We start from the raw sequence: 25816 nt of genomic DNA, 5'->3' as shown, positions 1-25816 counted from the left end.
GGGGAAGAGGGGCATGGGACAGCCCCCGACCGTAGCCCCCCACCCCGGCTCTCCCCACCAGGGGGAGGGGGTTAAAGTGGTGTCAGCATGGCCACCGCGTCCGCCACCTTGCGGTCCGAGCCGGCCACCGCCGCCGCCAGCGGGCAGGGGGCGGGCGGGGCGCCGGAGAGCAGGCGGGCGAGGGCGGGGGCGAGATCGTCCGGTGCGGTGACCACCGGGATGGCGGCCGCCTCCTCGATCACCGGGTTGATGCGGCGGGTGCGGCCGGGCTGCACCGCCAGCACCGGGATGCCGCCCAGGGCGGCCTCGATCAGCACCATGGTGTGCATGCCCACCACCGCGTCGGCCTCGGCCAGCAGGGTCTCGGTGTCGCCGCCCAGTTCCACCCCCGGCGGCAGCGCCGCCCGCCACGCCTCCACATCGTCGCGGGGATGGGGCCGCACCACCAGGCGGCAGGGCGGCAGGGCGGCGGCGACGGCCCGCAGCACCGAGACCTGGTCGTAGCCGGGCGAGGCGGCGCCGGGGTAATCCAGGCTTACGGGTTCGCTGAAATAGACCAGCAGCGGCGGCTGGTTGCGCCGCCCGGTCCGCCGTGACGCCAGCCCCGCCGCCACCGCCTGCAGATGGGCCTGGCCGGTGACCGACACCCGGCAATCGCACCACGGCCGCGACACCAGCTCGGCCCGCTGGCCATGGTCGATGGCCCCGATGCAATCGGGGGGGCCGTCGTCGAAGCGGATGTCCAGGTTGGTCCAGGCATCCAGCAGCGCCAGGCTGGGCATGCCGCGCTCGGCGGCCCAGCGCCACAGCGCCTTCTCGAAGCCGGAATGGAAGCTGGTGCCGGTCAGCAGCAGGTCGGCGGAACCGGCTTCGGCCACAAGGGCTTCCGACGCCCAGATCGCCGCCGCCGGCCCGGCCGGCAGGAACGCCAGGGCATGGCCGCGCCGCCGCAGCTCGGGCGCCGCCGCCAGCAGGACGCGGGCGCCGCCGGGGTCGTGGGCGGCCAGCAGCAGTGTCGCCATCAGCCTTGCGCCCGCTCCCAGTCGCGCAAGGCCGACAGGTTGTCGGCCACCTTGTGGAAGGCGGCGACCACGTCGGCGATGTCGGCTTGGGTGATGGGCGGGCGCATCAGCTCATGGGTGATGATTGTGGCGTGGGCGTGCTCGACGTTGGGGCACAGGCCGGGGGCGTAGGACACCGTGCCGCCGTAATGGGGGCAGGTGAAGGGACAGCCGGTGGTGCCATAGCCGATGCGCTGCTGGTAAATGGGTTGCAGGTAGAGGGGCTTGACGTAGCCCTGGCCGACCAGCGGACCCTCGCCCTCGCGCAGCTCGCAGGGCTTCAGCTCGGCCTTCAGGGCGCGGACGAAGGTGTCGCGCTTCACTCCGGCGCGCGCCGCGTCGTAGCCCAGCACGTGGACGTAATAGACGTGTTCGTTGCCCGGCCCGACCGTGGGCATGGTCAGGAAGTCGATGCCGGCCAGCCCGGCCTCGATGGCGGCGACGTTGGCCCGGCGCTGGGCGATCAGGGCCGGACCCTTCTTCAGCAGCGAGCGGCCGATGGCCGCCTCGATCTCGCCCAGGCGGTAGTTGAAGCCGATCATGTTGACCAGGTCGGCAGTCCCGCCCTTGGCCGCCAGCACCGCCTCGGCATGGTTGCGGATCAACTGCAGCTTCTCGGCCAGCCGCTCGTCGTTGGTGGTGACCACCCCGCCTTCGCCGGTATGGATGTGCTTGTGGTAGTTGAGGCTGAACACCCCCATGTGGCCCAGCGTGCCCACCGGGCGGCCCCGGTAGGTGGCGAAGGGGGCCTGGGCGCAGTCCTCGATGACGGTCAGGCCATGCTCGGCGGCCAGCGCCATGATCGGGTCCATGTCGGCGCTCTGGCCGAAGATGTGGACCACCACCACCGCCCTGGTGCGCGGGGTCAGGCGGGCGCGGATGGTCTCGGCCGACAGGCAGTAGGTGGCGGGATCGATGTCGGCGAACACCGGCACCGCGTTGTAGACCAGCGCCGCCGCCGCCGAGGCGCTCATGGTGTAGGGCGAGACGATGACCTCGTCGCCCGGCCCCACCCCGGCCGCGCCGACCGCGGCATAAAGGCCGCTGGTGGCGGAATTGACGCTGACCGCGAAGCCGGCCTTGAACGCCGCCGCCCATTCCGCCTCGAACGCCTGCACCTCGGGGCCGCCGTAGAAATCGGCGTGCCAGGTCCCCAGGAACTTGGACAGGATGCCGCTGTCCAGCACCGCCTTGGCGGCCTCGACCTCCTCGGGGCCGATCACCTTGTAGGCGGGGAACAGGCGGTCGCGCACCGGCGTGCCGCCCAGCAGGGCCAGGGTACTCATCGGGTTTCTCCCCAGGGCAGGTGGGCGGCCATGCCGGTCAGCCCGGCGCACAGGGACTGGACCGCCAGCGCCGAGGCGCCGTCCGAGGCCAGCGGCGCCCCGGCGGTGACGGCGCGGTGGATGTTGTCGGCGGCCGACAGGAAGGCGCGGCCCAGCCCGGTGGGGCGGGACTCGGCCGCCTCCAGCATGCGGTAGCCGGGATAGCGCGGGTTGTCCACCACCGCCTGGCGGCGCATGCGGTAGCCGGACTCCTCGATGGTCACCCGCGCCCGCTCGAAGGCCAGATCCAGCTCGAACACGGTGAAGGCGGCGCGGTCCAGCCCGGCCAGCTGCACCGGGGCGCCGTCGGCGGTGGCCAGGGTGGCGGTCAGGGTCGGGTCGTCGGCGGAGAAGTCGTCGAGGCGGCGATGCACCGCCAGCGGCGCCAGGGGGGCGCCGGTGAGGAACGCCAGCAGGTCGAGCATGTGGCTGCCATTGGTGGCGATGCCCTTGGTGTAGCGCCCGAAGGCCGATTGCAGCCGGCCCAGCCGGCCGCTGGCGATGTCGTCCCTCAAGGCGACCATGTCGGGGTCCCAGCGCCGCATGTAGTTCACCGCCAGCAGCACGCCGGCGGCGCGGTACGCCTCGACCAGCCGGGTCGCGGCGGCGAGGTCGAGGGAGAGGGGCTTTTCGCACCAGACGGCGCGCAGGGTGCGCGCGGCCCCCCCACCCCAACCCTCCCCCGCGAGGGGGGAGGGTGAAGAAAAGAATGCCCCCTCCCCCCTCGCGGGGGAGGGTTGGGGTGGGGGGGCTGCCAGCAACCGCTCCAGCGTCTCCACATGCGCCTCCGTCGGCACACAGACGCTGGCGACGTCGAACGGAACATCGCACTCGGCCAGCGATGCGAATCCGTGCGGAATGCCCCACGCGGCCATGAATTCCGCCCGCCGCGCGGCATCGGGCTCGATGCAAGCGACCAGGCGGAAGCCCGGATGCAGCCCGTAGGCGCGGGCGTGGCTCAGCACCTCGCCATCGGGGGACAGGCCGCGTGCCGCGTCATAGCCGCCGGCCACCGCGCCGCAGCCGATGACGAGGGCGCGAAGGGGCTCAGACGTAGCGGTGGCGGACATGGGAATTGATGGCGCGAAGGGCCGGGTCAGCCTTCAGCTCGGCCAGCATGGCGGCCAAGGGGAAGGCGGGGTCCTTGGGGTGCAGGCGCTCGAACAGGGCGGTGATGACGGTGTAGTCGTCGGCGGTGTCCAGGGTCAGGCGCAGCTCGGGATCGGTCAGCTCCGGCGGCGCCGTCAGGCCCTTCAGCGTATAAAGCTCGGGGTGGCGGTAGAGGAACAGGCTGACGTGTTCGTGGTCTTGCGGGTCGTCGGTGCGGGCGAAGGCGTCGGCCAGCACCCGGGTGGCGAAGACCTGGGTGTCCATGCCGATGGGATAGGTCCGCTCCAGCACGTTGGAGAGATAGTCCACTCCGGCCGCCCGGTAGGCCAGGATGCACTCCTCGACGATGGCCGGGTCGATCAGCGGGCAGTCGCCGGTCAGCTCGACGATGACGTCGATATGGTGCGCCTGCGCCGCCCCCAGCACCCGGGCCATGACGTCGTCCTCGGAGCCGCGGAAGCAGCCGATGCCCAGTTCGGCCGCCAGCGCCTCGATGGGATCGTCGGTGGCGTTGGTGGTGGTGGCGACGACGATGCCGTCCAGCGCCGGCACCCGTCGCAGCCGCTCCACCATCAGCGCCAGCATGGGCCGGCCCAGGCAGGGCTTCAGCACCTTGCCGGGCAGCCGCGACGAGGTCATGCGGGCCTCGATGGTGGCAAGCGTCCGCATCCTCACTCCTTCGCCGAAATCATGTCATGGGCCAGCGCGGTGCCGCGCTTCAGGTCCCTTGCCGCCTTGCGCCCCAGCAGTTCGGGCAGCAGCGACGGCGGCAGGCCGAAGCCGGGGCGGATGGAGCGCAGGTTGGCCTCGGTGAAGGCATCGCCCGCCGCCATGTCGGTGACCACGTAGAGCGAGCGGCGGAAGATGGCGTTGCCGGCCTCCGCCTCCTTGCGGGAATAATCCACCTGTCCCAGCGCGGCCCAGGCATCGCGGCAGCCCTGGACCAGCGCCTTCAACTCCTCGGGCTCCAGCGAAAACGCCGAATCGGGGCCGCCATCGGCGCGGCGCAGGGTGAAGTGCTTCTCGATGACGCAGGCGCCCAGGGCCACCGCCGCCACCGACACGGCGATGCCGTGGGTGTGGTCGGACAGGCCGGGGACGGCGCCGAAGGCGCGGGCCAGGTGGCGCATGGTCCGCAGATTGGCCTGGTCGGGCGGGGTGGGATAGCCGCTGACGCAATGGAGCAGGACCAGGTCGGCGCAGCCGGCGCCGCGCGCCGCCGCCACCGCCGCCTCGATCTCGCCCAGATTGGCCATGCCGGTGGACAGGATCACCGGCTTGCCTTCCGCAGCGATGCGGGCGACCAGCGGCGTGTCGATCACCTCGAACGAGGCCACCTTGTAGGCCGGGGCGTCGAGGCCGCGCAGCAGGTCGATGGCGGTGGCGTCGAAGGGGGTGGAGAAGACCGCCAGCCCCAGCGCGCGCCCCTTGGCGAACAACGCCGGATGCCACTCCCACGGGGTATGGGCCTCGCGGTACAAATCGTACAGCCGCCTGCCGTCCCACAGCCCGCCGCGGATCAGGAAATCCGGGCCGTCATGGTCGATGGTGATGGTGTCGGCGGTGTAGGTCTGCAGCTTGACCGCATCGGCGCCGGCCTCTTTCGCCGCCTCCATCAGGGCGAACGCGCGGTTCAGGTCGCCGTTGTGGTTGCCCGACATTTCGGCGATGACATAGGGCGGGTGGTCGGGGCCGATGGGGCGGCCGGCGATGCTGATCATCGCCCTAGAATCGGCCAAGGCGCGGCTCATGGCAACCTCGTAGCGGTGACGACGCCGTCGGTATCGCCGCCGGGCACGAAGCCGTTGCGGGCGAACACCTTCAGGCTGGGAGCGTTGTCGATCCGGATCCGGGCGTCCAGCGGCAGGGAATGGGTGGCGAGGAAGGCCTCCACCCCCAGCCGCAACACCTCGGCGCCGAGGCCGAGGCCACGGCTTTCGGGGGCCAGCACCAGCGACACCACGGCGCGGCAATCGCCCAGGTCGAAGCGCACCGCGCCCAGCGCGGCGCCGTCCCGCTCGATCATGAAGATGCGGCGGCGGTCGCCGGTCAGGCTGGCGACGAACCAGGCGCGATGGTCGGCCCAGGGCACCAGGGTCCGCGACAAGGAATTGGCCAGCGCCGCCGGCTCGTTCTTCCAGCCATACAGGATGGCGCCGTCGCGCTCCTCGGCCGGGCGCACCGTCAGGACGCCAGCGCCGTCGCCGGCCAGCACCCGCGCCAGGCGGCCGGCCCCCATTCCGTCGCAGATGCCGAAGCCGGCGGCGGCCATGGTGGCAAGCCCGCCGGCATCCAGGTGGCCGAGGGCGTCGGCCACCGCCGCGGCGGACAGGGAAGCGGCATCGCCCAGGGCCAGCGCGGCCCCCGCCCTCTCCAGGGCGGCGGTGACCGCCCGCTGGTTGTCGGCGATCACCATCATCAGGGCGGGCAGCCCCAGGCAGCAGCGCTCCCAGGCGCTGGAGCCGCCGGCGCCGATGGCGAGGTCGGCGTCCAGCATCAGCTCGGCCATGCGTGCGGTGCCGACGTGCAGGGTGGCGTTGGCCGGCAGGCTGGCGCGCACCGCCTCCAGGTGCGGCGCCGCCTGACCCAGCACCACGTCCACCGCGAGGTCGAGGCCGCTGGCGGCGATGCCGGCCAGGGCGAGGCCGGTGGCGTTGCCCGGATCGGTGCCGCCGAAGGCCACCAGCACCCGCTTCAGCACGCCGCGGCGGCGCTCCAGCGCCTGCCCGCGCAGGCTGGCGAAGTCGGGGCGCAGCAGGGCGAAGGCGGGGCCGGTGAGCACCCGGCAGCCGGGCGGAACCAGCGGCCGGTAGTCGGCGGCATGGCGGCCCAGGGTCTGGTCCAGCAGCAGGTCGCAGTCGTGCGTCCGGTCGGCAAGGTCGTCGAGGACCAGGATGCGCCGCGCCCAGGCGCGGGCGGTGCCCTCATAGGCGGCGTCCAGGCGGTAATGGTCGACCACCAGCAAGTCGGCGGGAGCGGATGCGTCGGGGTCGATGCGGGGATGGCGGCCAAGGGCGGGCACCACCCCCAGGCTCTCGGCCGGCGTGGCGAGGGCGGAGCGCCAGCCGGCCTGCTCCAGGGCTGCCGCCAGGGTCAGGCATCGCACGGCGTGGCCGCTGCCGATGGCGGCCGAAGCGTCGCAGCGGAAGACCGCCAAGGGGCGCATGTCCTGGGGGCTCACGGGCTCTGCGCCAGCCGCCCGTGATCGGCGCGGGCGGCGTTGATGGCGGACAGCTCGGGATGGGCGGCCAGCACCGCCAGGATCGCCTCGGTGCCGGGCAGGGCCGGCGGCGGCGGCAGATGGGCCAGCACGGCGCGGAAATAGTCGCGGTCCTCGGGGTGGTCCAGGGTCCAGCGATGGGCCGCCGCGGCACCGCCGGGACCAGGCACGTTGACCCGCTTCAGCGTCTCGTTGGTCCTGATCCAGGGGGTGACGTGCTCGCGCTGGAAGGGCTGGTCGGCCTCGGCGGCGGCGCGCTGCAGCAGGGCGAAGGGAAAGGCCTCGCAGTCGAGGCCGTGCGGCCAGCCGGGCGGCATGTTGTTGCAGGCGTAATCGGCACCCGCCAGCGCCGCCAGCACCCGGCCGTTGAGTTCCGGATCGGTGAACGGGCAGTCCGAGGTGACCCGCATCACCGTCTTCGCCCCGACCATGGCGGCGGCGCCCTGGTAGCGGGCCAGCACGTCGGTCTCGGAGCCACGGAACACCTGGGCGCCGCAGCGCGCCGCCTCCTCGGCCACCGCGTCGTCGGCGGGCGAGTCGGTGGTGGCGCAGACCACCACGTCGATGCCGGGCGTGGCGGCGCAGCGGGCCAGGCAATGCCACAGGAAGCTGCGCCCGGCCAGGTCCATCAGCACCTTGCCCGGCAGCCGCGACGACCCCATGCGGGCCTGCACCACCAGCGCGGTGGTCATGCCAGCACCTCGGCCAGGGCGGCCACCACCCGGTCCTGGTCGGCGTCGGTCAGGCTCGGGAACAGCGGCAGGCTGAGGCAATGGCGGTAATAAGCCAGCGCCCCCGGCAGCGCCAGATCGGGGTTGCGCTTGCGGTACCAGGGCTGCAGGTGGACCGGCAGGTAATGCACCTGGGTGCCGATGCCGCGCCCGGCCAGTGCCTTCATCACGGCGGCGCGGTCGTGGCCGATGGCGTCGAAATCGAAGCGGGCGGCATAAAGGTGCCAGCCCACAGCCCCTGACCCGCCGGCCCGCGCCATGGGCAGCAGCTTGGGGGCGAGCGGCGCCAGCAGGGTATCGTAGCGCCCGACCAGGTCGGCGCGGCGGGCGAGGAAGCGATCGAGCTTGCCCAATTGGCTGAGGGCCAGGGCGCAGTTGATGTCGGGCAGGCGGTAGTTGAAGCCCGGCTCGGGCATTTCGTAGTACCAGGGATTGGCGCCGCCATCGGCGGCCATGGCCAGTTCGGCGCTTTCGAAGCGGGCGGCATCGCGCACCATGCCGTGGCTGCGCAGGCGGGCCAGGGCCTCGGCCAGGGCCGGATCGCGGGTGCTGACCACACCGCCCTCGCCGGCGGTGATGGTCTTGACCGCGTGCAGCGAGAACACCGCCATGTCGGAATGGGAGCAGGCGCCGATCCCCTCGGTTCCCAGCGCGTGGCAGGCATCCTCGACCACGCGGATGCCGCGTTGGCGCGCGAGGGCGGCGATGCCGGCCATGTCGGCGGCCTGGCCGTTGAGGTGCACCGGGATCACCGCCCGCACGCGGGCGCCGCGCGGCCCGTCGAGGACGGCGCGGAAGCTCTCGGGCGTCATCAGGCCGGTGGCGGCATCCACATCGGCGAAGGCCACCTCGGCGCCCACATAGGTGGCGCAGTTGGCGGTGGCGAGGAAGGTCAGGGCCGGCACGCAGACCGCGTCGCCGGGGCCGATGCCCAGGGCCATCATGGCCAGGTGCAGGGCGGCAGTGCCGTTGGCGCAGACCACCGCGTGGGGTGCCTGCACCGTCTTCGCGAATTCCGCCTCGAAGCGCCCGACCAGGGGGCCGGTGGTCAGCCAGCCCGAGCGCAATGCCTCGGCCACCGCGGCGATGTCGTCCTCCTCGACGGTCTGGCAGCCGTAGGGAAGGAAGGGCGGCCCGCCTTCGGTCATGGCTGGGCGAGCATGGCCATCAGGCCGTCGGTATCCAGCCACTCGGTGTTGTTGTCGCTGGCATAGCGGAAACCGTCCTCGACCGGCAGGGCGCCGTCGGTCAGCACGCCCTGGGTATAGAAGAACGGCGACGGCACGATGACGTAGCGGTCGGGCAGCTCCACCGTGTCGCGGGCATGGTCCTCGGTGATCATCACCTCGTGCAGCTTCTCGCCGGGGCGGATGCCGATGGTGTGCTGCGGCAGGTGCGGCGCCATGGCGCGGGCCAGATCGGGCATGCGCATGGACGGGATCTTGGGCACGAACACCTCGCCGCCGCGCATGGTGGTCAGGCACGACAGCACGAAATCGACGCCCTGCTGGATGGTGATCCAGAAGCGGGTCATGCGCGGGTCGGTGATGGGCAGGCTGGGCGCGCCCTCGGCGACCAGGCGGCGGAACAGGGGTACCACCGAGCCACGCGAGCCGACCACGTTGCCGTAGCGCACCACCGAGAAGTGGGTCTCGCCCGCCGACAGGTTGTTGGCGGCGACGAAGATCTTGTCGGAGGCCAGCTTCGACGCGCCGTACAGGTTGATGGGGTTGACCGCCTTGTCGGTGGACAGCGCCACCACCTGCTTCACGCCGGCGCGCATGGCCGCCATCACCACGTTCTCGGCGCCGTTGACGTTGGTGTGGATGCATTCGGTGGGGTTGTATTCGGCCACCGGCACGTGCTTCAGGGCGGCGGCGTGGATGACGATGTCGATGCCGCGCATGGCCATCTCGAGCCGCGCCCGGTCGCGGACGTCGCCGATGAAATAGCGCAAGGCCCGATGCTGCTTGGGGTCCAACTCCTGGGCCATCTCGTACTGCTTGAGCTCGTCGCGGGAATAGATCACCACCCGCTTCGGGCTATAGCGCTCCAGCACCGTCTTGATGAAGCGCTTGCCGAACGAGCCGGTGCCGCCGGTGACCAGGATGGACTTGCCCGAGACGTCGGCGCAGTTGGAATAATAGGGGGTGGTCATGAACCCGTTAACTCCCGGTCAGTGCTGCTGCAGCTTGGCGAGTTCTTCGTTGCGCCGGGCGTCCATCTCTTCGAACAGTGCGATGGTTTTCTCGGCCATGGACAGGCAGCGATTGAGATAGAGGCCGATGAAATCCTGGAAGAACGCCTCGCGGGAGTCCTGGTCCCATATGCGAGTGCCGAGGAAGGCGCCCAGCCGGACCATCGAGAACAGCGATCCGCGCACCATCATCAGGATTCCGGGCAGGCGGTCCAGGTTGGGATTGACCCAGTCCTTGACGCGGGCGTTGAAGTCGCGGAACCCCTTGTCCTCGGTGCGGGCGGCCTCGCACAACTCGGTGAATTCCTTGATGAAATCGCGGCAGTGGCCGATATTGGCCTCCATATCCAGCTCGCGCAGGAACTTCTCGCGCTCGAACAGGGGCAGTTGCTGACGCAGCAGCTCCATCACCTTGGCCTTCGGCGTGGTGACATTCGACAGGTCGATGCCGGCCGCGACCTGGGGCGTGGTGCCCTCGATGCGGACGCCATTGGAACAGTTGAACAGGTTGCGGCGGTAATGGCGCTGCAGGCGCTCCATGTTCAGGCGCGAGCTGTCGTAGGCCCAGCCGGTGACGAACTCGCCGCCGAAATTGCCGGGCAGCACCCGGTCGTTTTCGAAATCGGCGGCCATCAACAGTTCCAGGTCCTTGAAGTTGTCCTGGAAATAAACGGTGTGGCGGGAATGGTGCGCCTCGCCGTGGCGCGGCTTGCCGCAATCCACCCCGAACAGATAGATGTCGCGGAACCCCAGGGACACCGCCAAAGCGTGGCCCGAATTCGACACCAGGGGCGCCGAGCCGCCCATGGGTTTGGCGAACTTGCCAAGGATGGCCGAGGAACTGAGGCCGGTCCGGTAGAACATCCACAATTCATCGAAATACTCGGCGACCTTGGGGCGCAGCGTCGACGATCCGACCAGGATGACCCCTGACAGGTCGTAGGTCCGCTTGTATTCCTCGATGGCGCGGTAGATGGCCTCGACGTTCTCGATCTCGACATGAAGGTCGGGGCGGATGCCGTTGGCCATCAGCACGCGCAGGCCGGTGCCGCAGGAAATCACGATGGCCTTGTCCTTGAGACGCCGGATATCCTCGATATCATTGTCGATGGACGGGCCGGAGCCGACGACGAAGGCGGGTATGGGCGATGCCAGCACCTTTTCCCGCAGCCCGATGATGCGGAAATCGTGGGCGACGTAATTGCCGTAGGTGTTCCACATCATGTCGATTTCGTCTTCAAAGAATCCGGTCGACAGGTAATAGTTTTTGATGGCCTTGCTGAACAGCGTGAAGGATTCCTTCAGCGCCCACGAATAATAGTGGTTATAGAAATACGACCCGTCGAAGAAGGTGTTCCCCTTCTCATCGACCAGCATTTCCAGCTGTTTGCAGATTTCGGCCGGGGACTCGCCGGTTATGAACGAAATATCGACCTTCTTCTCTTCTGCAAGCTTCAGCACCTCGGACCAATCGATGGCCTCGGTGGAATAGTGGACGAATTCCGGCAGCGGCTCGATCAGCACCAGACGGTGGCAGCAGGCCCGCTCCACCAGCTTCGGGATGTGGTAGCCCAGGCCGATACCGAACACGAACATGTATCCGGCATCGACCACCGGTTCGCGCGACAACACCTCGTTGGGCGAACCGCGCAGGGTGACGATCATGTCGTTGAGCAGGCCGATGGAAACCTCGGACAGGTTGCACTGGCACGGGTCGGAAAAGACCAGCCGGTCCGGGTGGTTCCAGTAGGCCGCCTCCTGCTCCTCGCTCCATAGGTCGGCGTTGTACGGATAAAGCGTCAACTCGCCGAGGTCGATATTGGCGACGCGCGCGCCGTCACGGATCAGCGGAGAATCGGTGGCGCGGGCCTCGCACTTCGCCCAGAACCCCGGGACAAGGTCCTTAAGCGCCTGCTGGCTGCGCTGGGTGAACTCCGGTACCTCGGACTTGCGCATGGGACTACCTGGGTCAGACCTTGGCCGCAGCCGCATTCCACAGGCCGTCGACGGCCTTTTCGAATGCGGCGCAGATGGATCTGGGGTCAAGGGCGGGGGCGGAGGTCAGGCGATCCCTGGCTTCGGCCGCCAGGGCACGGCGCCCGGGCTGGTCGGCAATCCAGTGGGCGGCCAGGCGGCCGAAAGCGGCCGGGCGGTCGGCCAGCATCAGGTCACCGTACCCCAGCGCCTGCAGCAGGGCGCCACCCTCGCGGCCGTGGCGGCCGGCCGGCACCGGGCAGAGGAAGGGAACGCCCGCCCACAGGGCGTCCGCCGCCACCTGCGCCCCGCTCAGCGGCAAGGCGCCCAGCACCAGGTCGACATCGGCGAACAGGTCGGCGCGCGACTGCCCGGAGATCACGTCGATCCGGTGGGTAAGGCCGAAATTGCCGAACAGGCCGAGCAGGCGATCGACGGCGCGGGGCGAGCTCAAGGCATTGTCCTTGAGCAGAAGGGTGGCGTTCGGCACCGCGGCCAGCGCAGCCGCCCACCATTCGACGGTGACCGGATTGATTTCCCGCATGGTCGCGTCGGCGGCGAACAAGACGGCGTCAGCCGATTCGCCCGTCGCCCGTGGGGCGGAGCTGTCGGGCAGCCTGGCAAGGCCGGCGGGAAGATCCAGGCAGGCCGCGGGTTCCAGCGGCTTGCCCTCGCCGGCATCGACGAAGGCGTCGGTCACCAGGCCGTCGATGGCGGGAAGTCCGGAGCCATAGGGCAGGTCGCCCCACAGCAGCTGGACCGGGGCGATCCGCGTGCCCATCAGCCGAAGCATCTCGGGGTCGTGCAGGCCGTCGCAATAGACCAGGATGTCCACTCCCTCGGCCTTCAGCATGGCGCGGACGGTATGCGGTTCCAGTCCGGCGGTGTCCTGCCAGCGGTCGAAGCACTTCTGGTACGACATGTTGTAGGGCTGGCTGAGCGACCCCAGGCCGAAGCCGATGACCCGGAAGGCGCGGGGATCATGGTTGACGATCACCTCGGCCAGCGCCTGGCCCCAGCTCGACAGGCCGCGCGAGCCGACGACGTAGACGATGGTGCGGCGCGTCTTCCGGGGTGCGGCCGCAAGGGCATCGGCGGTCTTCCAGGCGAATCGCGCCCCCCACTGTGCGAAGCCGGACGCCAGCGACGACGGAGCCTGCGCGGGGTCGCGCAGGCGATCGAGCAGGTGCATTCCGGCGAGGTGGGCATCGTCGGGCGCCGCCGATTCGGCGCTGCGATGGCACGCCAGCGCCTCGGAGGACTGGCCGATCTCGCCAAGCGCCAAACCCAGGGCGCCCAGAACCCTGGCATCACCGGGAAGCTGGTGGGCGGCGACGCGCAGGTAATCGATGGCCGACCAGGGGTCCTCGCGCATGCTGCGGCATTGCGCCAGGGCGAGATGGGCCTCGCGGTTGGTGGGCTCGAAATGGAGCTGCTGGCTGAAGCAATCCTCGGCAAGGTCGAGGTCGCCGTCGAAGAACGCCGACCGTCCCCGGGCCATCAGCGGCCGTTCCGCGATGCCGAGATACACGGTGGTGAAATCCGGCAGCAGGTCGATGAAGCGGAGCAGGTCGGGGTTCTGCGACTTGGTGGCCGCGATCTTGCGCTCGAACGTCGCCCCGACCAGGTCGCCGGCCAGCGACAGCAGGACCGCCTGAATGTCCGAGGGCGTGCGTTCCGCCGGTGCCTCTTGCTGCGCCCGTGCCGCCATGCGGGAGGCCTCGGCCAGGTCGCCGAGAAGATACGCCGCGACGGACCGCACCAGCAGGCCTTCGGCGGGTGCGCTGCCGTCCTTGACCGCTTCGTCGGCAAGCTTGACCGCCGCCGCGTAATCCTTGGCCTGGAACAGGGCGAACGCCTCGTCAAGGAAGGCGGCGATGTCGATGGATGCGGTGGTCACGTGCGGGTTCCTTTCTGAAACTACGACGTCCTTCTGAATGTCGCCGGGCCGGCCGGATCAGATGGAAATGCCGAGCGTTCCGCCCTCGGGGGCAGGAACGGCTTCTTCCGGGCGCTGCGGCAGATTGTCGACGGATTCGTAAAGACCCATCGCCAGCTCACGGTTGATGTTGATCAGGACCTGAATCGCGGCGAGGTCGGGATTGGCCAGGATATCCATGGTCCGCTTGTCGACGAAGGCGGCCAGCGACAGCACGTTGTTGCGAAGGTCCGCCGGCAGCGGGCAGTCGGGCGCCAGCAGCTCGGCCTGAAAAATAGTCCACAGGCGCCAGTTCAGCCGCAACGAAGCGACGACGGCGTCGAACTCGCCGCCCTCGACGGCGGTCTTCATTTGCAGGGCCGCCTGAGTGAGCCCCCACGCCTCGATCATCCGGGCATCCTGGCGCTCGGGCGCCTGGGCGTAGTTCTTCAACAGTTCCTTCATGGGCATGATCAGGCACCTTTCGTATCACGGGCGATCGCATCGGGCTCGGCGCATCGGCGCACGATCCGTACAGACGCGGCGGTGCGCAAACGAGGGCTGCACCAACTTGATCGTGCAGGAAGAATCTGAACAATTGGTTATTCGCCTCCGGCCACTTGGGATCGGGGTAAGGCGTCCGCCACGGATGCGGCCCCGAACCAAAAAAAGCCCGGGGGCAAGCCCCCGGGCTCCGGAAACATGACGTCGTTTACGATTAGCGGAAGAGGCCCAGGACGCCCTGCTCCGACTGACCGGCGAACGACAGGGCCTGAATGCCCAGCTGCTGACGGGTCTGAAGGGCCAGAAGGTTCGCACCTTCCTCGTTCAGATCGGCCAGGGTCAGCTTGCCCGCGCCTTCGTTCAGCAGGTTCACGTAGGAGGTGGTGAAGTCCGAACGGGTCTGCAGGATGGCCACGTTGTTACCCAGCGTGGCGGCCTTCGCGCGGACGTCCGAGATGGTGGAGTCGAGATACTTCAGGGCGGTGTCGATGTTGGAGTTCAAGCACGCCTGCTGGGACGCGTTGGTCACCTGGAACTCGGACAGGTTCTGGGTGAAACCGAAGGCCGACACAGCCAAGCTCACCACCGAGGCGCTGGTCAGGCCCAGGGCGGTGTTCGAGGTGTTGATGAACAGGCCCGAGGAATTCAGATTGTAGCCGGTGACTTCGAGCTTGGAATCCGACTTGTCGGAGAAGCGGACGCTCAGGGTCGAAGACGACGAGTTCAGCAGGTTGAGACCGCCGTAGGACGAGTCGGTGACCAGACGCTGGATCTGGTTCGCCAGTTCGCCGAACTGCTTGTTGTACTCGACGCGCTGCGTGTCGTTACCGGAACGGGCGTTCTCGAGCACACCCTTCATCTGGTTCAGCAGCTTTTCGACGGTGCCGAGGGCCTCGGTCGCGGTCTTCAGCGAGCTGATGCCTTGCTCGATGCCGGACTTGCGCGACGACAAGTCGCCGGCGCGGTCGGACAGGGCCTTGCCCTGGAAGTACTTCACCGCGTCATCGACCGGGCTGGACACCTTCTGGTTGGTGGACAGGCGGTTCTGGGTGCGGGCGACGAGGTCGGCGGTATTCTGCAGCGAGAGCAGGTTGCTGCGGACTGCTGTTGAGAGAGTGACTTCACCCATGGGAATTCTCCTGTTCTGGGATCGCGATCCGGCTCGTTCTGAGCCGATCAATATGAGCTTACTTTACGCCGGAAAACCTTTCAAGTTCGTTTATCGGCGTGCCATATGGCCACCGACGTCGGATTATAGGCGTCAAGCGGCAGAAATATCTCGGCCGCCAGGTACGACAGCCGGATGCGGCCCCGCGCCTGCTCGCGCTTGAGCACCTGGGCCAGGTTCAGATTCCATTCCTTTTCGCGGCAGCCGTGGGCATGGGCGCGGGTGACCGGTCCCAGGTCGGGGTCGAACTGGAAGCCGAACGGCTCGAGGTGAATGACCGTCACCTGTTCGCCCAGGGCCGTCACCGCGTCGATCCAGCCGGAATCGATGGCGGCCACCTGTTCGATGGAATGGCAGGTAAAGACCAGGACCCGCTGTCCCGGCGCCACCTGCGACAGGTCGGGGCGGGTATGGTCGAAGCGCAGCACCGTCATGTCCAGCGCCGGGTCGAGGGCGGCAATGGCCGCCGTGGCCTCGCATCCCGTGGCGGTGAACTCGCCGCCGACCAGCCGAAGCGGAGCGGCAAGGCCGGCATAGGCGATCTCGAACAGGTTGCGGCCATAGCCGCATCCCAGTTCGGCCACCAGGTCGAAGGGGCCGTTGGTCGCCATGTAATCGACGATGAAATCGGAATAGACGGTGCCGGCATGGAAGGGAATGGTCAGGGCATGGCCGCGCAGCGAGCTGTCGCGGAAGGCCGGCGTGCCGGTTGGCAGCAGCTCCTGTCCGGGCGCCTCGGGGTAGCGCGGCTTCCATAGATAGGTTCTGTAACCATCGTCGAAATAGAGGGTGTTGCGGCGCTCGTGGCCGGAAAACGCCTTGACCACCTCAAGCGGATGGCGGCGGCCCGACGCCATGAAGGCCTTCATCCATTGCCAGCGGAAATGCCACGACACTTCGTAGTATTTGCGCAGGAAATCGCTTTGCCGTGTGGTTTCTTCCGCCATGGCCCGCCGAGTCCGGATCGACCGAGCCGACACTGTATCCCAGGCAAGGGGGGCTGAACAGGGGCGAGCTCGTCAAAGGGTGCCGTTTCCGGTTCACCTTCGGTTAGGAAATGGTTTAGTATAATGACCAGCCAGCGAATCTTCGGCCCCAGAATGGGAGCAGCCGCGATGTCGAACCCGATTTCCGTCAGCAAGGTCACCAGCTACGTCACCGTCGGGATTCTGAACCAGGCGAAAACCAAGAAGCAGGCGGTGGTCGATACCACCAATGCCAAGCTTCACGACATCCGCTCCCAGACCGATGCGTGGAACAAGTTCAAATCCAAGATTTCTGCGGCTGCCGACACCCTTGGCGCCATCGAGTCGCGCGTCCAGGGCATGCTCAACATGCTCGACGCCATGGTCCGCACCATCAACAACGCCGGCGGCAGCGACAACCCCTCCGCCTATGCGGTCACCTTCAATTCCTATCTGCGCAGCCTGCACAACACAGCCACCGCGAGCGGCCTGGTTCCGAACCTCACCGGCCTGCGCGAGGGGGCCACGCTGACCTATCCGACCAACATCCACGGCGCCGAGGCGACCGTCGAGGGCAGCTTTATCGGCAACGAATACCGCATCGACGATACCACCGGGCGGAGCTGGGTGGTCGATCGCGGCATGGACACCATCAAGCGTTGGGACGACTACCCCGACACCCCGTCGGGCCAGTCGGGCAACCTTGCCGACGGCTTGCAATACGTCAGCAACACCGGCAGCGAGGTGACGTTCATCTACGGTGCCGGCACCGCCAGCCCCGAGACGGTCACCGGCACCATCGTGTCGTCGGGCCTGCCGGTGATGGATGCCTGGTATTACGAATCCTTGTCCACCGAAGCCGGGCGCACCCGGGCGCTGGCCGACCTGGAAGCCGTGCGCGGCCAGTTGAAGAACGAGTTCGGGCGCTATTCCTCCAGTGCCGACGTGGTGCGCTACCACCAGGCCCGCATCGACACCGTGCTGAATGCCTTCTACGACCAACAGACGGCGGTCAACGTCGAGAGCGCCGACGCCCAGCAGAAGATCGAGGATGAGGCCGGGCGCCAGAAGGCCCTGGCCACCATGGCCCTGTCGGCGCAGCAGACCGGCTATTCCGAGCTGCTGAGCGCGCTGAGGGGCGGCAGGAAGGCCGGCATGCTGCAATTCAATCCGGCCTCGCTGTTCTCCGTCAAGGCATGACCCCCGGCGGCGATCCCCTGGCCTTCGTCGTGGGCGAGCGCGTCTACCTGCGGGTTCCGCGCCCCGAGGACGTGAACGACACCTATCTGTCCTGGCTGAACGACCCCGAGACGCTACGCTACAGCGCCCGCAAGGCCTTCCCCACCGGCATCGAGGAGGCCCGCGCCTACCCCGAGGCGGCGCGCCGGGCCGGTGACCTGCACCTCGCCATCTGCGTCACCGACACCGCCCAGCATGTCGGCAACATCAGCCTGCAGCGCATCCAGTGGCCGCACGGCAGCGCGGTACTGTCCATTTTGATCGGAACGGCCGCCACCCGCGGCAAGGGCTACGGCAAGGACGCCATCGCCCTGGCCACCCGGCACGCCTTCGCCAGCATGGGCCTGCGCCGGCTGTCCGCCGAATCGCCCCACCCCGCCTTCAACGCCGCCATGCGCAGCCTGGGCTGGACCCACGAAGGCACCCGCCGCCAGGCACTTCTGGTGGACGGCGCCTATGCCGACCTGGAATGCTGGGGCATCCTCAAGGACGAATTCCTCAACCGGAGCCGTTAGCGATGACCGAGACCGGTCGGCCCATGTTTCCCCACCTGAAGCACTGCGTGCGCTGCTGCATGCCGGAGACCCAGGAGGGGGTGGATTTCGACGACATGGGCATCTGCCGCTCGTGCCGCTCGACCGAGATCAAGATGCACATCGACTGGGCGGCGCGCGAGCGGGCGCTGGCCCGCATCATGGAACAGGCCAAGGCCGAGGCCGGTGACGGCTACGACTGCATCATCCCGATCAGCGGCGGCAAGGACAGCATGTTCCAGATGCACGTGCTGACCCAGGTCTACGGCATGAAGCCGCTGGCGGTCACCCACAGCCACAACTGGTACAGCGAGACGGGCTGGTACAATCTTCAGCTCTGCCTGGAAGCCTTCGGCGTCGATCACATCATGTTCACCCCGGCGCGCAAGCTGGTGAACCGGTTGGCCCGCAAGTCGCTGGTCAAGATCGGCGACACCTGCTGGCACTGCCATGCCGGGGTCGGCTCGTTCCCGCTGCACATCGCCACCAAGTTCCGCATTCCGCTGCTGATCTGGGGCGAATCGCTGGCCGAATCCTCGGGCCGCGCCACCTATGACGACGGCCCCCAGGCCTTCGACCGCGAGACCTTCACCCGCATCTCGGCCAAGAGCCGGGTGCCCGAGATGGTGGGCGACGGCATCACCATGAAGGACCTGGTCCTGTACGAGCCGCCCTCGGCCGAGGAATGCGAGGCGGCCGGCATCAAGGGCATCTATCTCGGCGACTACATGTTCTGGGACGACGAGCGCCAGACCGAGTTCCTGCGCGACGAGTACGGCTGGCGCGAGACCACCATGGAAGGCACCTACAAGTGCTACAAGTCGGCCGAGTGCGTGATGCCCGGCATGCACGACTTCACCTGCTACCTCAAGCGCGGCTACGGGCGCGGCACCTTCCACGCCACCATGGACGTGAGGAACGGCCTGCTGACCCGCGAGGAAGGGTTCGAGCTGGCCCGCCAGACCGATTCCGAACGGCCGGCGATCATGGATTATTACTGCGAGATCACCGGCTACACCGAGGCCGAGGTGCTCGACATCATGAAGGGCCACCGCCTGGCCCAGTTGAAGGACGTCGAGGTGCCGGTGCGGCAGAAGAACCGCCCGCACGAGGAACCGTTGCGCCCCTACATGCAGCGGCTGCTCGAACGCTACCGCGACGGCAAGGAGTAGGCCGGTGCCGAGTCCCCGCATGACCGACTTCTTCGATTCCAGCATGCGCGCGCTGACGCAAGGTCTGCGCCGCGGCGCCCTCGCTCCCCTGGACATCGCCGAGGCGGTGATCGAGCGGACCCGGACGGCCGGCGACACCTATCGCGTCTGGTCGGGCTTCGATCCCGAGGTTTTGCGCGCCCAGGCGCGCGAGGCCAAGGACCGCCTCGATGCCGGCAAGCCGGTGCGGCCGCTGGAGGCGATGCCGGTGGCGGTCAAGGACATTTTCAACACGGTGGCCTATCCCACCGAGATGGGCTCGCCGCTATGGGCCGGCTTCACCCCGGGCAACGACGCCCGCGCCGTCTACAACCTGAAGCGGGCCGGCGCTATGGTGGCGGGCAAGACCACCACCGCCGAATTCGCCGTCCACTACCTGCCCGACACCTACAATCCGCACGACGTGCTGCGCAATCCCGGCACCTCGTCCACCGGCTCGGCGGTGGCGACGGCGCTGGCGGTCACCCCCATGGCGCTGGGCACCCAGACCGCCGGCTCCATCGTGCGGCCGGCCAGCTTCTGCGGCGTCTGGGGCTGCAAGCCGTCCTACGGCCTGATTCCGCGCACCGGCGTGCTGAAGACCACCGACACCCTGGACAGCATCGGCTTCTACGTGGTCCACGCCGAGGATCTGGGTCTGGCGCTGGACGCGGTGCGGGTCTCGGGCCGCGACTACCCCATGTTGCACGAAACCCTGGAGGACCCGGCCCGCCAGGCGGTGCCCCAGGGGCGCAAGTGGAAGGTTGCCTTCGCCCGCACCCATACCTGGGACCTGGCCCCCGGCTACGCCCGCGCGGCCATGGAGGAGTGGGTGGCCAGGCTGTCGCGCGAGGCCGAGGTGGAGGTGGTCGAGATCGACCTGCCGGCCGGCATGGAGCGCTGCCACGACATCCACGAGGCGGTCTACCACCGCTGCCTCGCCTATTATTTCCAGCAGGAATACAAGTCGACCGAGCGGCTGTCGCCGATCATGCAGGAGATCATCGCCTACGGCCAGGGCATCCCCGACCAGACCTACCGCGACGGCCTGGCCGAGCAGAGCCGGCTGGCGGCCGAGATGGACTCCCTGCTGGCCGGCTATGACGCCATGGTGTCGCTGTCCACCGCCGGCGAGGCGCCGCCGCGCGAGGTCACCGAGACCCGCGATCCGGCCCTGATGTGGACCATGACCTGGCTGCCGGTGGTCAGCGCCCCGGCCTTCACCGGCCCCACCGGCCTGCCCTTCGGCGCCCAGCTGGTGGCGCGCCGCTACAACGACCATCGCCTGTTCCGGCTGGTCGATCATCTGGTCGCCCGTGGCTGCCTGCCCGCCGGCCCCAACCCGCGGGTGCGGTCGTGACACAGCCTCCCGAAGTGGATGAATTGCTGGGCAAGCTGGACGGGGCGTTCCGCCTCGCCATGGAGCGCTTTCAGGCGGGCGATCTCGACGACACGGTGCGCCTGTGCGATGCCGTGCTGGGCGTGATGGCCAACCATCCCGGCGCCCTGCATCTCAAGGGGGTGATCCTGCACGGCCGGGGCGATGCGGCGGCGGCCCGCGACCTGATCGCCCGCGCCGTCGCCGCCGATTCCAGTTATGCCGAGGCGTGGAACAATTTGGGGGTGATCGAGCGCGGGCTTGGCCACATCGGGGCCGCCGTGGCCGCCCACCGCCGGGCGGTCGACCTCAATCCAGGGCATCTGCGCGGCCTCGTCAATCTGTCCACCGCCCTGTCCGAGGCCGGCGACCAGACGGCGGCCATCGACGCCGCGCGGCGCGCCGTCGCGCTGGCGCCGCAGGCGGCCGAGGCCCACAACGCCCTCGGCCTGGCCCTGCGCCGGGCCGGCGACACGCCCCGGGCGCTCGAGGCTCTGCGCACTGCCGTGCTCTACGACCCGGCCAGTGCCGCCGTGCACATCAACCTGGGCAACGCCCTGCTCCAGGACGGCCAGTCGGAAGAGGCGGAACTGTCGTTCCGCCGCGCCCTCATCCTCGATCCCGACGATCCCCAGGCGCACAACAACATCGGGTCGATCCTGATAACCCGCGGCCGCTTCGCGGAGGCTGCCGAGCTGCTGCAGCGGGCGTCCGGGCGCCATCCCGCCATCGCCGATTTGGCCGGCAATCTGGGGGTGGCGCAGGCGCGGCTGGGCCGCATCGCGGCGGCGGCCGACAGCTTCCGCCGCGCCGCCGCCCTGGCCCCCGACCACGCCGAGATGTACAGCAACCTCGGGGCCGCCCTGCAGCTGCGCGGCGACCTCGGCCCCGCTCTGGTCGCCCTGGCCGCCGGGGTGCTGCTGTCGCGCGGGGCGGCCAGGGCCAAGCCGTTCAGCAACCTGCTCTATGCCCTGAATTTCGTCACCGGCCCCGACGGCGCCGGGCTGGGCGCCGAGCGCCTGGGGCGGCTGCATCGCGTCTGGGACGCGGTGATGAGCGTATCGGCGCGACCGCACGTGGTTCCGGCGGTCAGCGGCCGCCGCCTGCGGATCGGCCTGGTGTCGGCGGATTTCGCCAGCCATCCGGTGGGTTTCTTCACCCTGGCGTGGTTCCGTCACGCCGATTGCGGCGCCTTCGAGATCGTCGCCTATCACGACCGCGCCGGCGGCGATGCCATCACCGCCGAACTGAAGGCCCAGGCGGGAAGCTGGGTCGAGTGTTTCGGCTGGAGCGACGACCGCCTGGAAGCGCAGATCCGCGCCGATGGCATCGACATCCTGATCGATCTGGCCGGCCACACCGCCGACAACCGCCTGCCGGTCTTCGCCGCCAAGCCGGCGCCGGTGCAGGCCAGCTGGGCCGGCTATGTCGGCACCACCGGCCTGGCCGCCATGGACTGGGTGATCGCCGATGCCAACCACATGCCCGAGGCCGAGGACGGCTTCCTGGTCGAGCGGGTCATGCGCCTGCCCCACGACTATATCGCCTATGCGCCGCCCGATACGCTGCCGGCCGTGGGTCCGCTTCCGGCCGCCAGGGACGGGGCGGTCACCTTCGGCAGCTTCAACAACCTGGCCAAGCTGACCCCGCCCACCGTGGCATTGTGGTCGCGGGTGCTGGCGGCGGTGCCCGGATCGAGGCTGCTGCTGAAGACCCGCGGCCTCGACGATGCCGGCATCGCCGAGCGGGTCCGCGCCGACTTCGCCGCCCACGGCATCGACCCCGCGCGGCTGCTGCTGGAAGGCGGCGTCCCCCATGGCGAGCTGCTGGAGGCCTACAACCGCGTCGATATCGCCCTCGACCCGGTGCCCTATGCCGGCGGGCTGACCACCTGCGAGGCGCTGTGGATGGGGGTGCCGGTGGTGACCCTGCGCGGCAATTCCTTCGCCGGCCGCCATTCCGCCGGGCACCTGACCGCCGCCGGCCTGCCGGACTGGATCGCCGAGGATGGCGAGGGCTTCGTCGCCCGCGCCGTTGCGCTGGCCGGAGACCTCGACGGGCTGGCGGCCATCCGCGCCGGCCTGCGTGCCCGCGTCGCCTCCTCGCCGCTGGGCGACGGTCCGGCCTTCGCCCGCCATTTCGACGCCGCCCTCCGGCGGATGTGGGACGGGCGGGCGGACCGGAAGGTTCCGGACACGGCCCCCCTGGCGCCACCGCGGCGCCCGGCTGTGGTGGTGGCCGGCGCCATCGGGCCGCACCTGGCCCAGGACATTGCGTTGCAATCGGCGGACTGCCTGGCCATCAGCGCCCCCAACTGGGCCGAAGGCGCCGCCCGGGCACGGGAGCAGGGGGCCGACGCGCTGCTGTTCGCGCCCGCCGCCGCCCGCCTGCTGCCCGACCATCTCGGCCGGCTGATCGAGGCCGGCACGCCGGTGGCCACCACCGGCCGGCTGCTGCTGGAGGCGGGCGGCAGCGCCGATCCCGAGGCGGACGGCGACGAATTCGCGCCGCCCGAATGCATCCTGCTGCGCGGCCCGGCGCTGGAACTGGCCGGCCTGTGGGCGAAGCTGCCGGCGGCGTTGTCCGACGTGGCCGACCGCGCCTTCTGGCACGCGGTGCGCGCCTCGGGCCTGGAGCGCCGTCATGTGGCCGGAGCGTCGGCGGCGGTCCCGGCCGCCGCGCCGCTGGATGGCGCCCGCTGCCGCGCCGTCGCCGACGCCGTGGCCGGCGGCCGCGAGGATGCCGATCCCTGGCTGGCTTGCGTCTTCCCCGGAGGCTGGCCCTCCGCGCCTACCGCCCCGTAATCCTTGATCCGGAGCGCCTGACGTCCTATATGTTTGCCATCGAATTCGTTGGGCGTTTCCCACGGTCGCGTCGTCATGGCGCATTACTTGGCATCCCCCCAGTTCTGAGTTTGATGCGCTCGCGCACGTCGCGCGAGGGCTACGCCTGCCTTATTGGAGGGTCACATGACCACTGGCACCGTGAAATGGTTCAATAGCATCAAGGGTTACGGGTTCATCAAGCCGGATGACGGCTCGGCCGACGTGTTCGTGCACGTCTCGGCGGTCGAGCGCGCCGGCCTGTCCAACCTGGCCGAGGGGCAGAAGCTGTCCTTCGAACTGGAGCGCGGCCGCACCGGCAAGATGTCGGCGGTCAACCTCCGGGCGGAGTAGACGCCGCATCGCATCCCGGGCGGCGGCCCCGCCGCCCGGTTCCAGAGCCGGATGCTGACGGATCGACTCGCATGGCGATCCGATCCGTCAGCTGAATCCGCCTCTAAGTCAAAGAATTAGAGTGCGATTCAGGCATCGGCCCGGTGCATTCCGTGCGCCGGGGCGATGCCATCGGCTCTAGCCCGGAGGGCCGCATGGCCAAGGAAGATCTGATCGAATTCGACGGCGTGGTCAGCGAGGTGCTGCCCGATGCGCGCTTCCGCGTCCAGCTGGATACCGGCCATGAGGTGATGGCCTATGCCGCCGGGCGCATGAAGAAGAACCGCATCCGCATCCTGGCCGGCGACCGCGTCACCGTCGAGATGACCCCCTACGACCTGACCAAGGCGCGCATCAATTTCCGCCACAAGGACGAGCGGGCTTCGACCGGCCCCGGCCCGGCCCGCCGGCCGCCGCCGCGCCGCAGGTAATCGCCTACCGGATCCGGTCCTCGGGGTCGGGGGCGTCGAGGCGGACGGCGCGGCTTTTCAACGCCTCGCGATCGAGCCCGTTATCGCCGCGCGGCAGCGCCGCGACGAATTCCACCCGTCTCGGCACTTCGCCGGCCCCGCGCCGGGTCGCCACCAGGCTCTGCAGCGCGCGGGCGAAATCGGCGTCGCCGCTGGTCCCCGGCCGCGGCGCCACGAACGCCTTCAACTGGCCACCGACCACCGTCACCGCCGCTTCGGCGACCAGCGGGTGGGTGGCGAGCGCGGCCTCCACCTCTGCCAGCACCACCTGGGCGCCATCGACGCGGACGGTGCCGGGCGCCAGCGTCTCGGCCGCCGGCCACAGATAGCCGTCGAGGTCGCGGCTGCCGGTGACGCCGCTGTCCACCCAGCCGGAGGGTAGCCACGGCCCGGCGGCGCCGTTCCAGCGCCCCAGGCAGGCGCCGGGGGTGTTCGGTGCCAGCGCCAGGATTCCCGGCTGACCCGCCGGCAGGACGCGGCCGGTCTCCGGGTCGGCGGCTTCCACCACCACACCCGGCGCGGCGCGCCCGGGCGAGCCGGCGCGGGCTTCCATCACCTGGGCATTGCCGGCCGCCGCCGCGCCGCATTCGACGCTGCCCCACACCGTGTTGGGAACGGTGCCGAAGGCGCGCCGCGCCGAGTCCCGCAGATCGTCGTCGATGGGCACCGGTCCGCTGGCCAGGGCGCGCAATTGCGGATGGGGGGCGGTGGCGGCGGCGGCGGTCAGGCGGGCGAGGTCGTGCCCGGGCAGCCATGCCGCCCGCACCCCGTGCCGGGCCATCAGCGCCAGCGCCCGGGCCGGGTCGGAGTCCGACGGCCCAGCCACCAATGGACCCGCGACCACCGGCACCCCGTGGTGCCAGGCCGGCAGCAGCGCCCACAGCAGGGCCTCGTAGCTCATCCACTCGGCCGAGGTCCAGAACACGTCGCCGGGCTGGGCGAAGAAATCCAGCGCGAACTCCACCGCCGGCAGGCAGCCGGGCAGGGCGCGATGGGCGTGCAGCACCCCCGGCGGCCGTCCGCCGGCCGCACTGGGGTGGAACAGGAAGGCCGGGTCCTCGGCGGCGCACAAAGCGGGCGAGAAGGCGTCCGAGGCCGCCTGCATGGCGCCCCACATCTCGTCGCAGCCGGGCGGCGCCTCGCCCGGCGCCAGAACCAGGTCTGGCCCCGGCACCACCTCGCCGGCGGCCAGCACCCGCCGCGCCGCGTCGGGCGAGGCCAGGGCGGCCCGCGCCACCGCATTCGCCAGGCGCCAGCACAGCGGCTCCTCGCCCAGGCCGGGCGGCACCGGCACCGCCACCGCCCCCATCTTGAGCACCGCCAGCAGCGCCACCGCCGCCTCCACCGAGGGCGGGAACGACACCACCACCCGGTCGCCCGGCCGCACGCCGCGCGCCGCCAGCACGTTGGCCAGGCGGTTCGACAGCAGGCGCAGGACGTGGAAGGTGTAGCGCTCCACCGTGCCGGCGGCGCTCTCGACGATCAGCGCGGTGCGGTGGCCGTCGGCGCCGCCCATGGTCTGGCGGTCGCAGACGTCGAAGGCCAGATTGTAGCGTTCGGGGATGCGCCAGCGGAAGGTCCGGCAGGCTTCCTCGTAGCTTTTCGCCGCTTTCAGCAT

Annotated in this window: 22 protein-coding genes; 7 read left to right on the top strand and 15 right to left on the bottom strand. The window is 69.6% G+C overall.

All coding sequences use genetic code 11. The features are described from left to right. Window positions 1-71: 71 nt before the first annotated feature. The 14 genes from MTBUT4_RS06645 to MTBUT4_RS06580 all read right to left on the bottom strand — a co-directional run bounded on the left by MTBUT4_RS06645 (window position 72) and on the right by MTBUT4_RS06580 (window position 16155). Entirely contained in the window at window positions 72-1022 is a 951-nt protein-coding gene (locus tag MTBUT4_RS06645) for a hypothetical protein (RefSeq protein WP_173978882.1), read from the bottom strand. After that, on the bottom strand, window positions 1022-2347 hold the full coding sequence (locus MTBUT4_RS06640) for a DegT/DnrJ/EryC1/StrS aminotransferase family protein (protein ID WP_173978881.1): 1326 nt from the start codon (window positions 2345-2347) through the stop codon (window positions 1022-1024). Before MTBUT4_RS06640 ends, MTBUT4_RS06645 begins: the two co-directional genes overlap by 1 nt. Then, the gene (locus MTBUT4_RS06635) at window positions 2344-3456 is read right to left on the bottom strand and encodes a Gfo/Idh/MocA family protein (RefSeq protein ID WP_173978880.1); all 1113 of its coding nucleotides are present in this window, start codon (window positions 3454-3456) and stop codon (window positions 2344-2346) included. The genes MTBUT4_RS06640 and MTBUT4_RS06635 overlap by 4 nt, the downstream gene beginning before the upstream one ends. Next, a complete protein-coding gene (locus MTBUT4_RS06630; protein ID WP_173978879.1) occupies window positions 3434-4165 on the bottom strand; it encodes a cytidylyltransferase domain-containing protein in 732 nt (243 codons plus the stop codon). Before MTBUT4_RS06630 ends, MTBUT4_RS06635 begins: the two co-directional genes overlap by 23 nt. 2 nt (window positions 4166-4167) lie before the next feature. Next, the gene (gene pseI, locus MTBUT4_RS06625; protein ID WP_254434768.1) at window positions 4168-5247 is read right to left on the bottom strand and encodes a pseudaminic acid synthase; all 1080 of its coding nucleotides are present in this window, start codon (window positions 5245-5247) and stop codon (window positions 4168-4170) included. Beyond that, window positions 5244-6653, bottom strand: coding sequence for a UDP-2,4-diacetamido-2,4,6-trideoxy-beta-L-altropyranose hydrolase (pseG, locus tag MTBUT4_RS06620; protein ID WP_254434767.1), 1410 nt, complete (start codon window positions 6651-6653; stop codon window positions 5244-5246). Before pseG ends, pseI begins: the two co-directional genes overlap by 4 nt. 20 nt (window positions 6654-6673) lie before the next feature. After that, window positions 6674-7408: a cytidylyltransferase domain-containing protein gene (locus MTBUT4_RS06615; RefSeq protein ID WP_173978877.1), complete on the bottom strand. Its 735-nt coding sequence runs from the start codon at window positions 7406-7408 to the stop codon at window positions 6674-6676. Further along, window positions 7405-8595, bottom strand: coding sequence for a UDP-4-amino-4,6-dideoxy-N-acetyl-beta-L-altrosamine transaminase (gene pseC / locus MTBUT4_RS06610; protein ID WP_173978876.1), 1191 nt, complete (start codon window positions 8593-8595; stop codon window positions 7405-7407). Before pseC ends, MTBUT4_RS06615 begins: the two co-directional genes overlap by 4 nt. After that, on the bottom strand, window positions 8592-9605 hold the full coding sequence (gene pseB / locus MTBUT4_RS06605; RefSeq protein WP_173978875.1) for a UDP-N-acetylglucosamine 4,6-dehydratase (inverting): 1014 nt from the start codon (window positions 9603-9605) through the stop codon (window positions 8592-8594). The genes pseC and pseB overlap by 4 nt, the downstream gene beginning before the upstream one ends. Before the next feature lie 18 nt (window positions 9606-9623). Next, entirely contained in the window at window positions 9624-11600 is a 1977-nt protein-coding gene (locus MTBUT4_RS06600; protein ID WP_173978874.1) for a motility associated factor glycosyltransferase family protein, read from the bottom strand. A 13-nt stretch (window positions 11601-11613) separates the two neighbouring features. Continuing rightward, window positions 11614-13518 carry a glycosyltransferase family 41 protein gene (locus MTBUT4_RS06595; RefSeq protein ID WP_173978873.1) on the bottom strand — a complete coding sequence of 635 codons (1905 nt, stop codon included), beginning with the start codon at window positions 13516-13518 and terminating at the stop codon, window positions 11614-11616. A 57-nt stretch (window positions 13519-13575) separates the two neighbouring features. Next, window positions 13576-13989, bottom strand: coding sequence for a flagellar biosynthesis regulator FlaF (locus MTBUT4_RS06590; RefSeq protein WP_173978872.1), 414 nt, complete (start codon window positions 13987-13989; stop codon window positions 13576-13578). A gap of 265 nt (window positions 13990-14254) precedes the next feature. After that, window positions 14255-15169: a flagellin gene (locus MTBUT4_RS06585; protein ID WP_173978871.1), complete on the bottom strand. Its 915-nt coding sequence runs from the start codon at window positions 15167-15169 to the stop codon at window positions 14255-14257. An 80-nt stretch (window positions 15170-15249) separates the two neighbouring features. Continuing rightward, a complete protein-coding gene (locus tag MTBUT4_RS06580; RefSeq protein WP_173978870.1) occupies window positions 15250-16155 on the bottom strand; it encodes a hypothetical protein in 906 nt (301 codons plus the stop codon). Window positions 16156-16323: 168 nt separating this feature from the next. Between MTBUT4_RS06580 and MTBUT4_RS06575 the strand changes: the two genes are divergently transcribed. The 7 genes from MTBUT4_RS06575 (at window position 16324) to infA (ending at window position 24159) form a co-directional block, all read left to right on the top strand. Next, window positions 16324-17373, top strand: coding sequence for a hypothetical protein (locus MTBUT4_RS06575; protein WP_173978869.1), 1050 nt, complete (start codon window positions 16324-16326; stop codon window positions 17371-17373). Continuing rightward, window positions 17370-17927: a GNAT family N-acetyltransferase gene (locus tag MTBUT4_RS06570; RefSeq protein ID WP_173978868.1), complete on the top strand. Its 558-nt coding sequence runs from the start codon at window positions 17370-17372 to the stop codon at window positions 17925-17927. Before MTBUT4_RS06575 ends, MTBUT4_RS06570 begins: the two co-directional genes overlap by 4 nt. A gap of 2 nt (window positions 17928-17929) precedes the next feature. Further along, window positions 17930-19117, top strand: a complete 1188-nt coding sequence (locus MTBUT4_RS06565; protein ID WP_173978867.1) for an N-acetyl sugar amidotransferase — start codon at window positions 17930-17932, stop codon at window positions 19115-19117. 19 nt (window positions 19118-19136) lie between these two features. After that, window positions 19137-20495 carry an amidase gene (locus MTBUT4_RS06560; RefSeq protein WP_173978866.1) on the top strand — a complete coding sequence of 453 codons (1359 nt, stop codon included), beginning with the start codon at window positions 19137-19139 and terminating at the stop codon, window positions 20493-20495. Continuing rightward, a complete protein-coding gene (locus tag MTBUT4_RS06555; protein ID WP_173978865.1) occupies window positions 20492-23317 on the top strand; it encodes a tetratricopeptide repeat protein in 2826 nt (941 codons plus the stop codon). Before MTBUT4_RS06560 ends, MTBUT4_RS06555 begins: the two co-directional genes overlap by 4 nt. Before the next feature lie 165 nt (window positions 23318-23482). Continuing rightward, on the top strand, window positions 23483-23689 hold the full coding sequence (locus tag MTBUT4_RS06550; protein WP_173978864.1) for a cold-shock protein: 207 nt from the start codon (window positions 23483-23485) through the stop codon (window positions 23687-23689). Window positions 23690-23883: 194 nt separating this feature from the next. Then, complete coding sequence (gene infA / locus MTBUT4_RS06545) at window positions 23884-24159, top strand: translation initiation factor IF-1 (RefSeq protein WP_173978863.1); 276 nt, start codon at window positions 23884-23886, stop codon at window positions 24157-24159. Between the two features lie 4 nt (window positions 24160-24163). Here the strand turns inward: infA and MTBUT4_RS06540 are convergent, their stop codons facing one another. Further along, window positions 24164-25816 carry an AMP-binding protein gene (locus MTBUT4_RS06540; RefSeq protein ID WP_173978862.1) on the bottom strand — a complete coding sequence of 551 codons (1653 nt, stop codon included), beginning with the start codon at window positions 25814-25816 and terminating at the stop codon, window positions 24164-24166.

Source organism: Magnetospirillum sp. UT-4, from assembly GCF_902729435.1.
GTDB lineage: Bacteria > Pseudomonadota > Alphaproteobacteria > Rhodospirillales > Magnetospirillaceae > Magnetospirillum.
The sequence above is the reverse complement of the archived record's forward strand: the minus strand, read 5'-3'. Positions and strand labels throughout refer to the sequence as shown.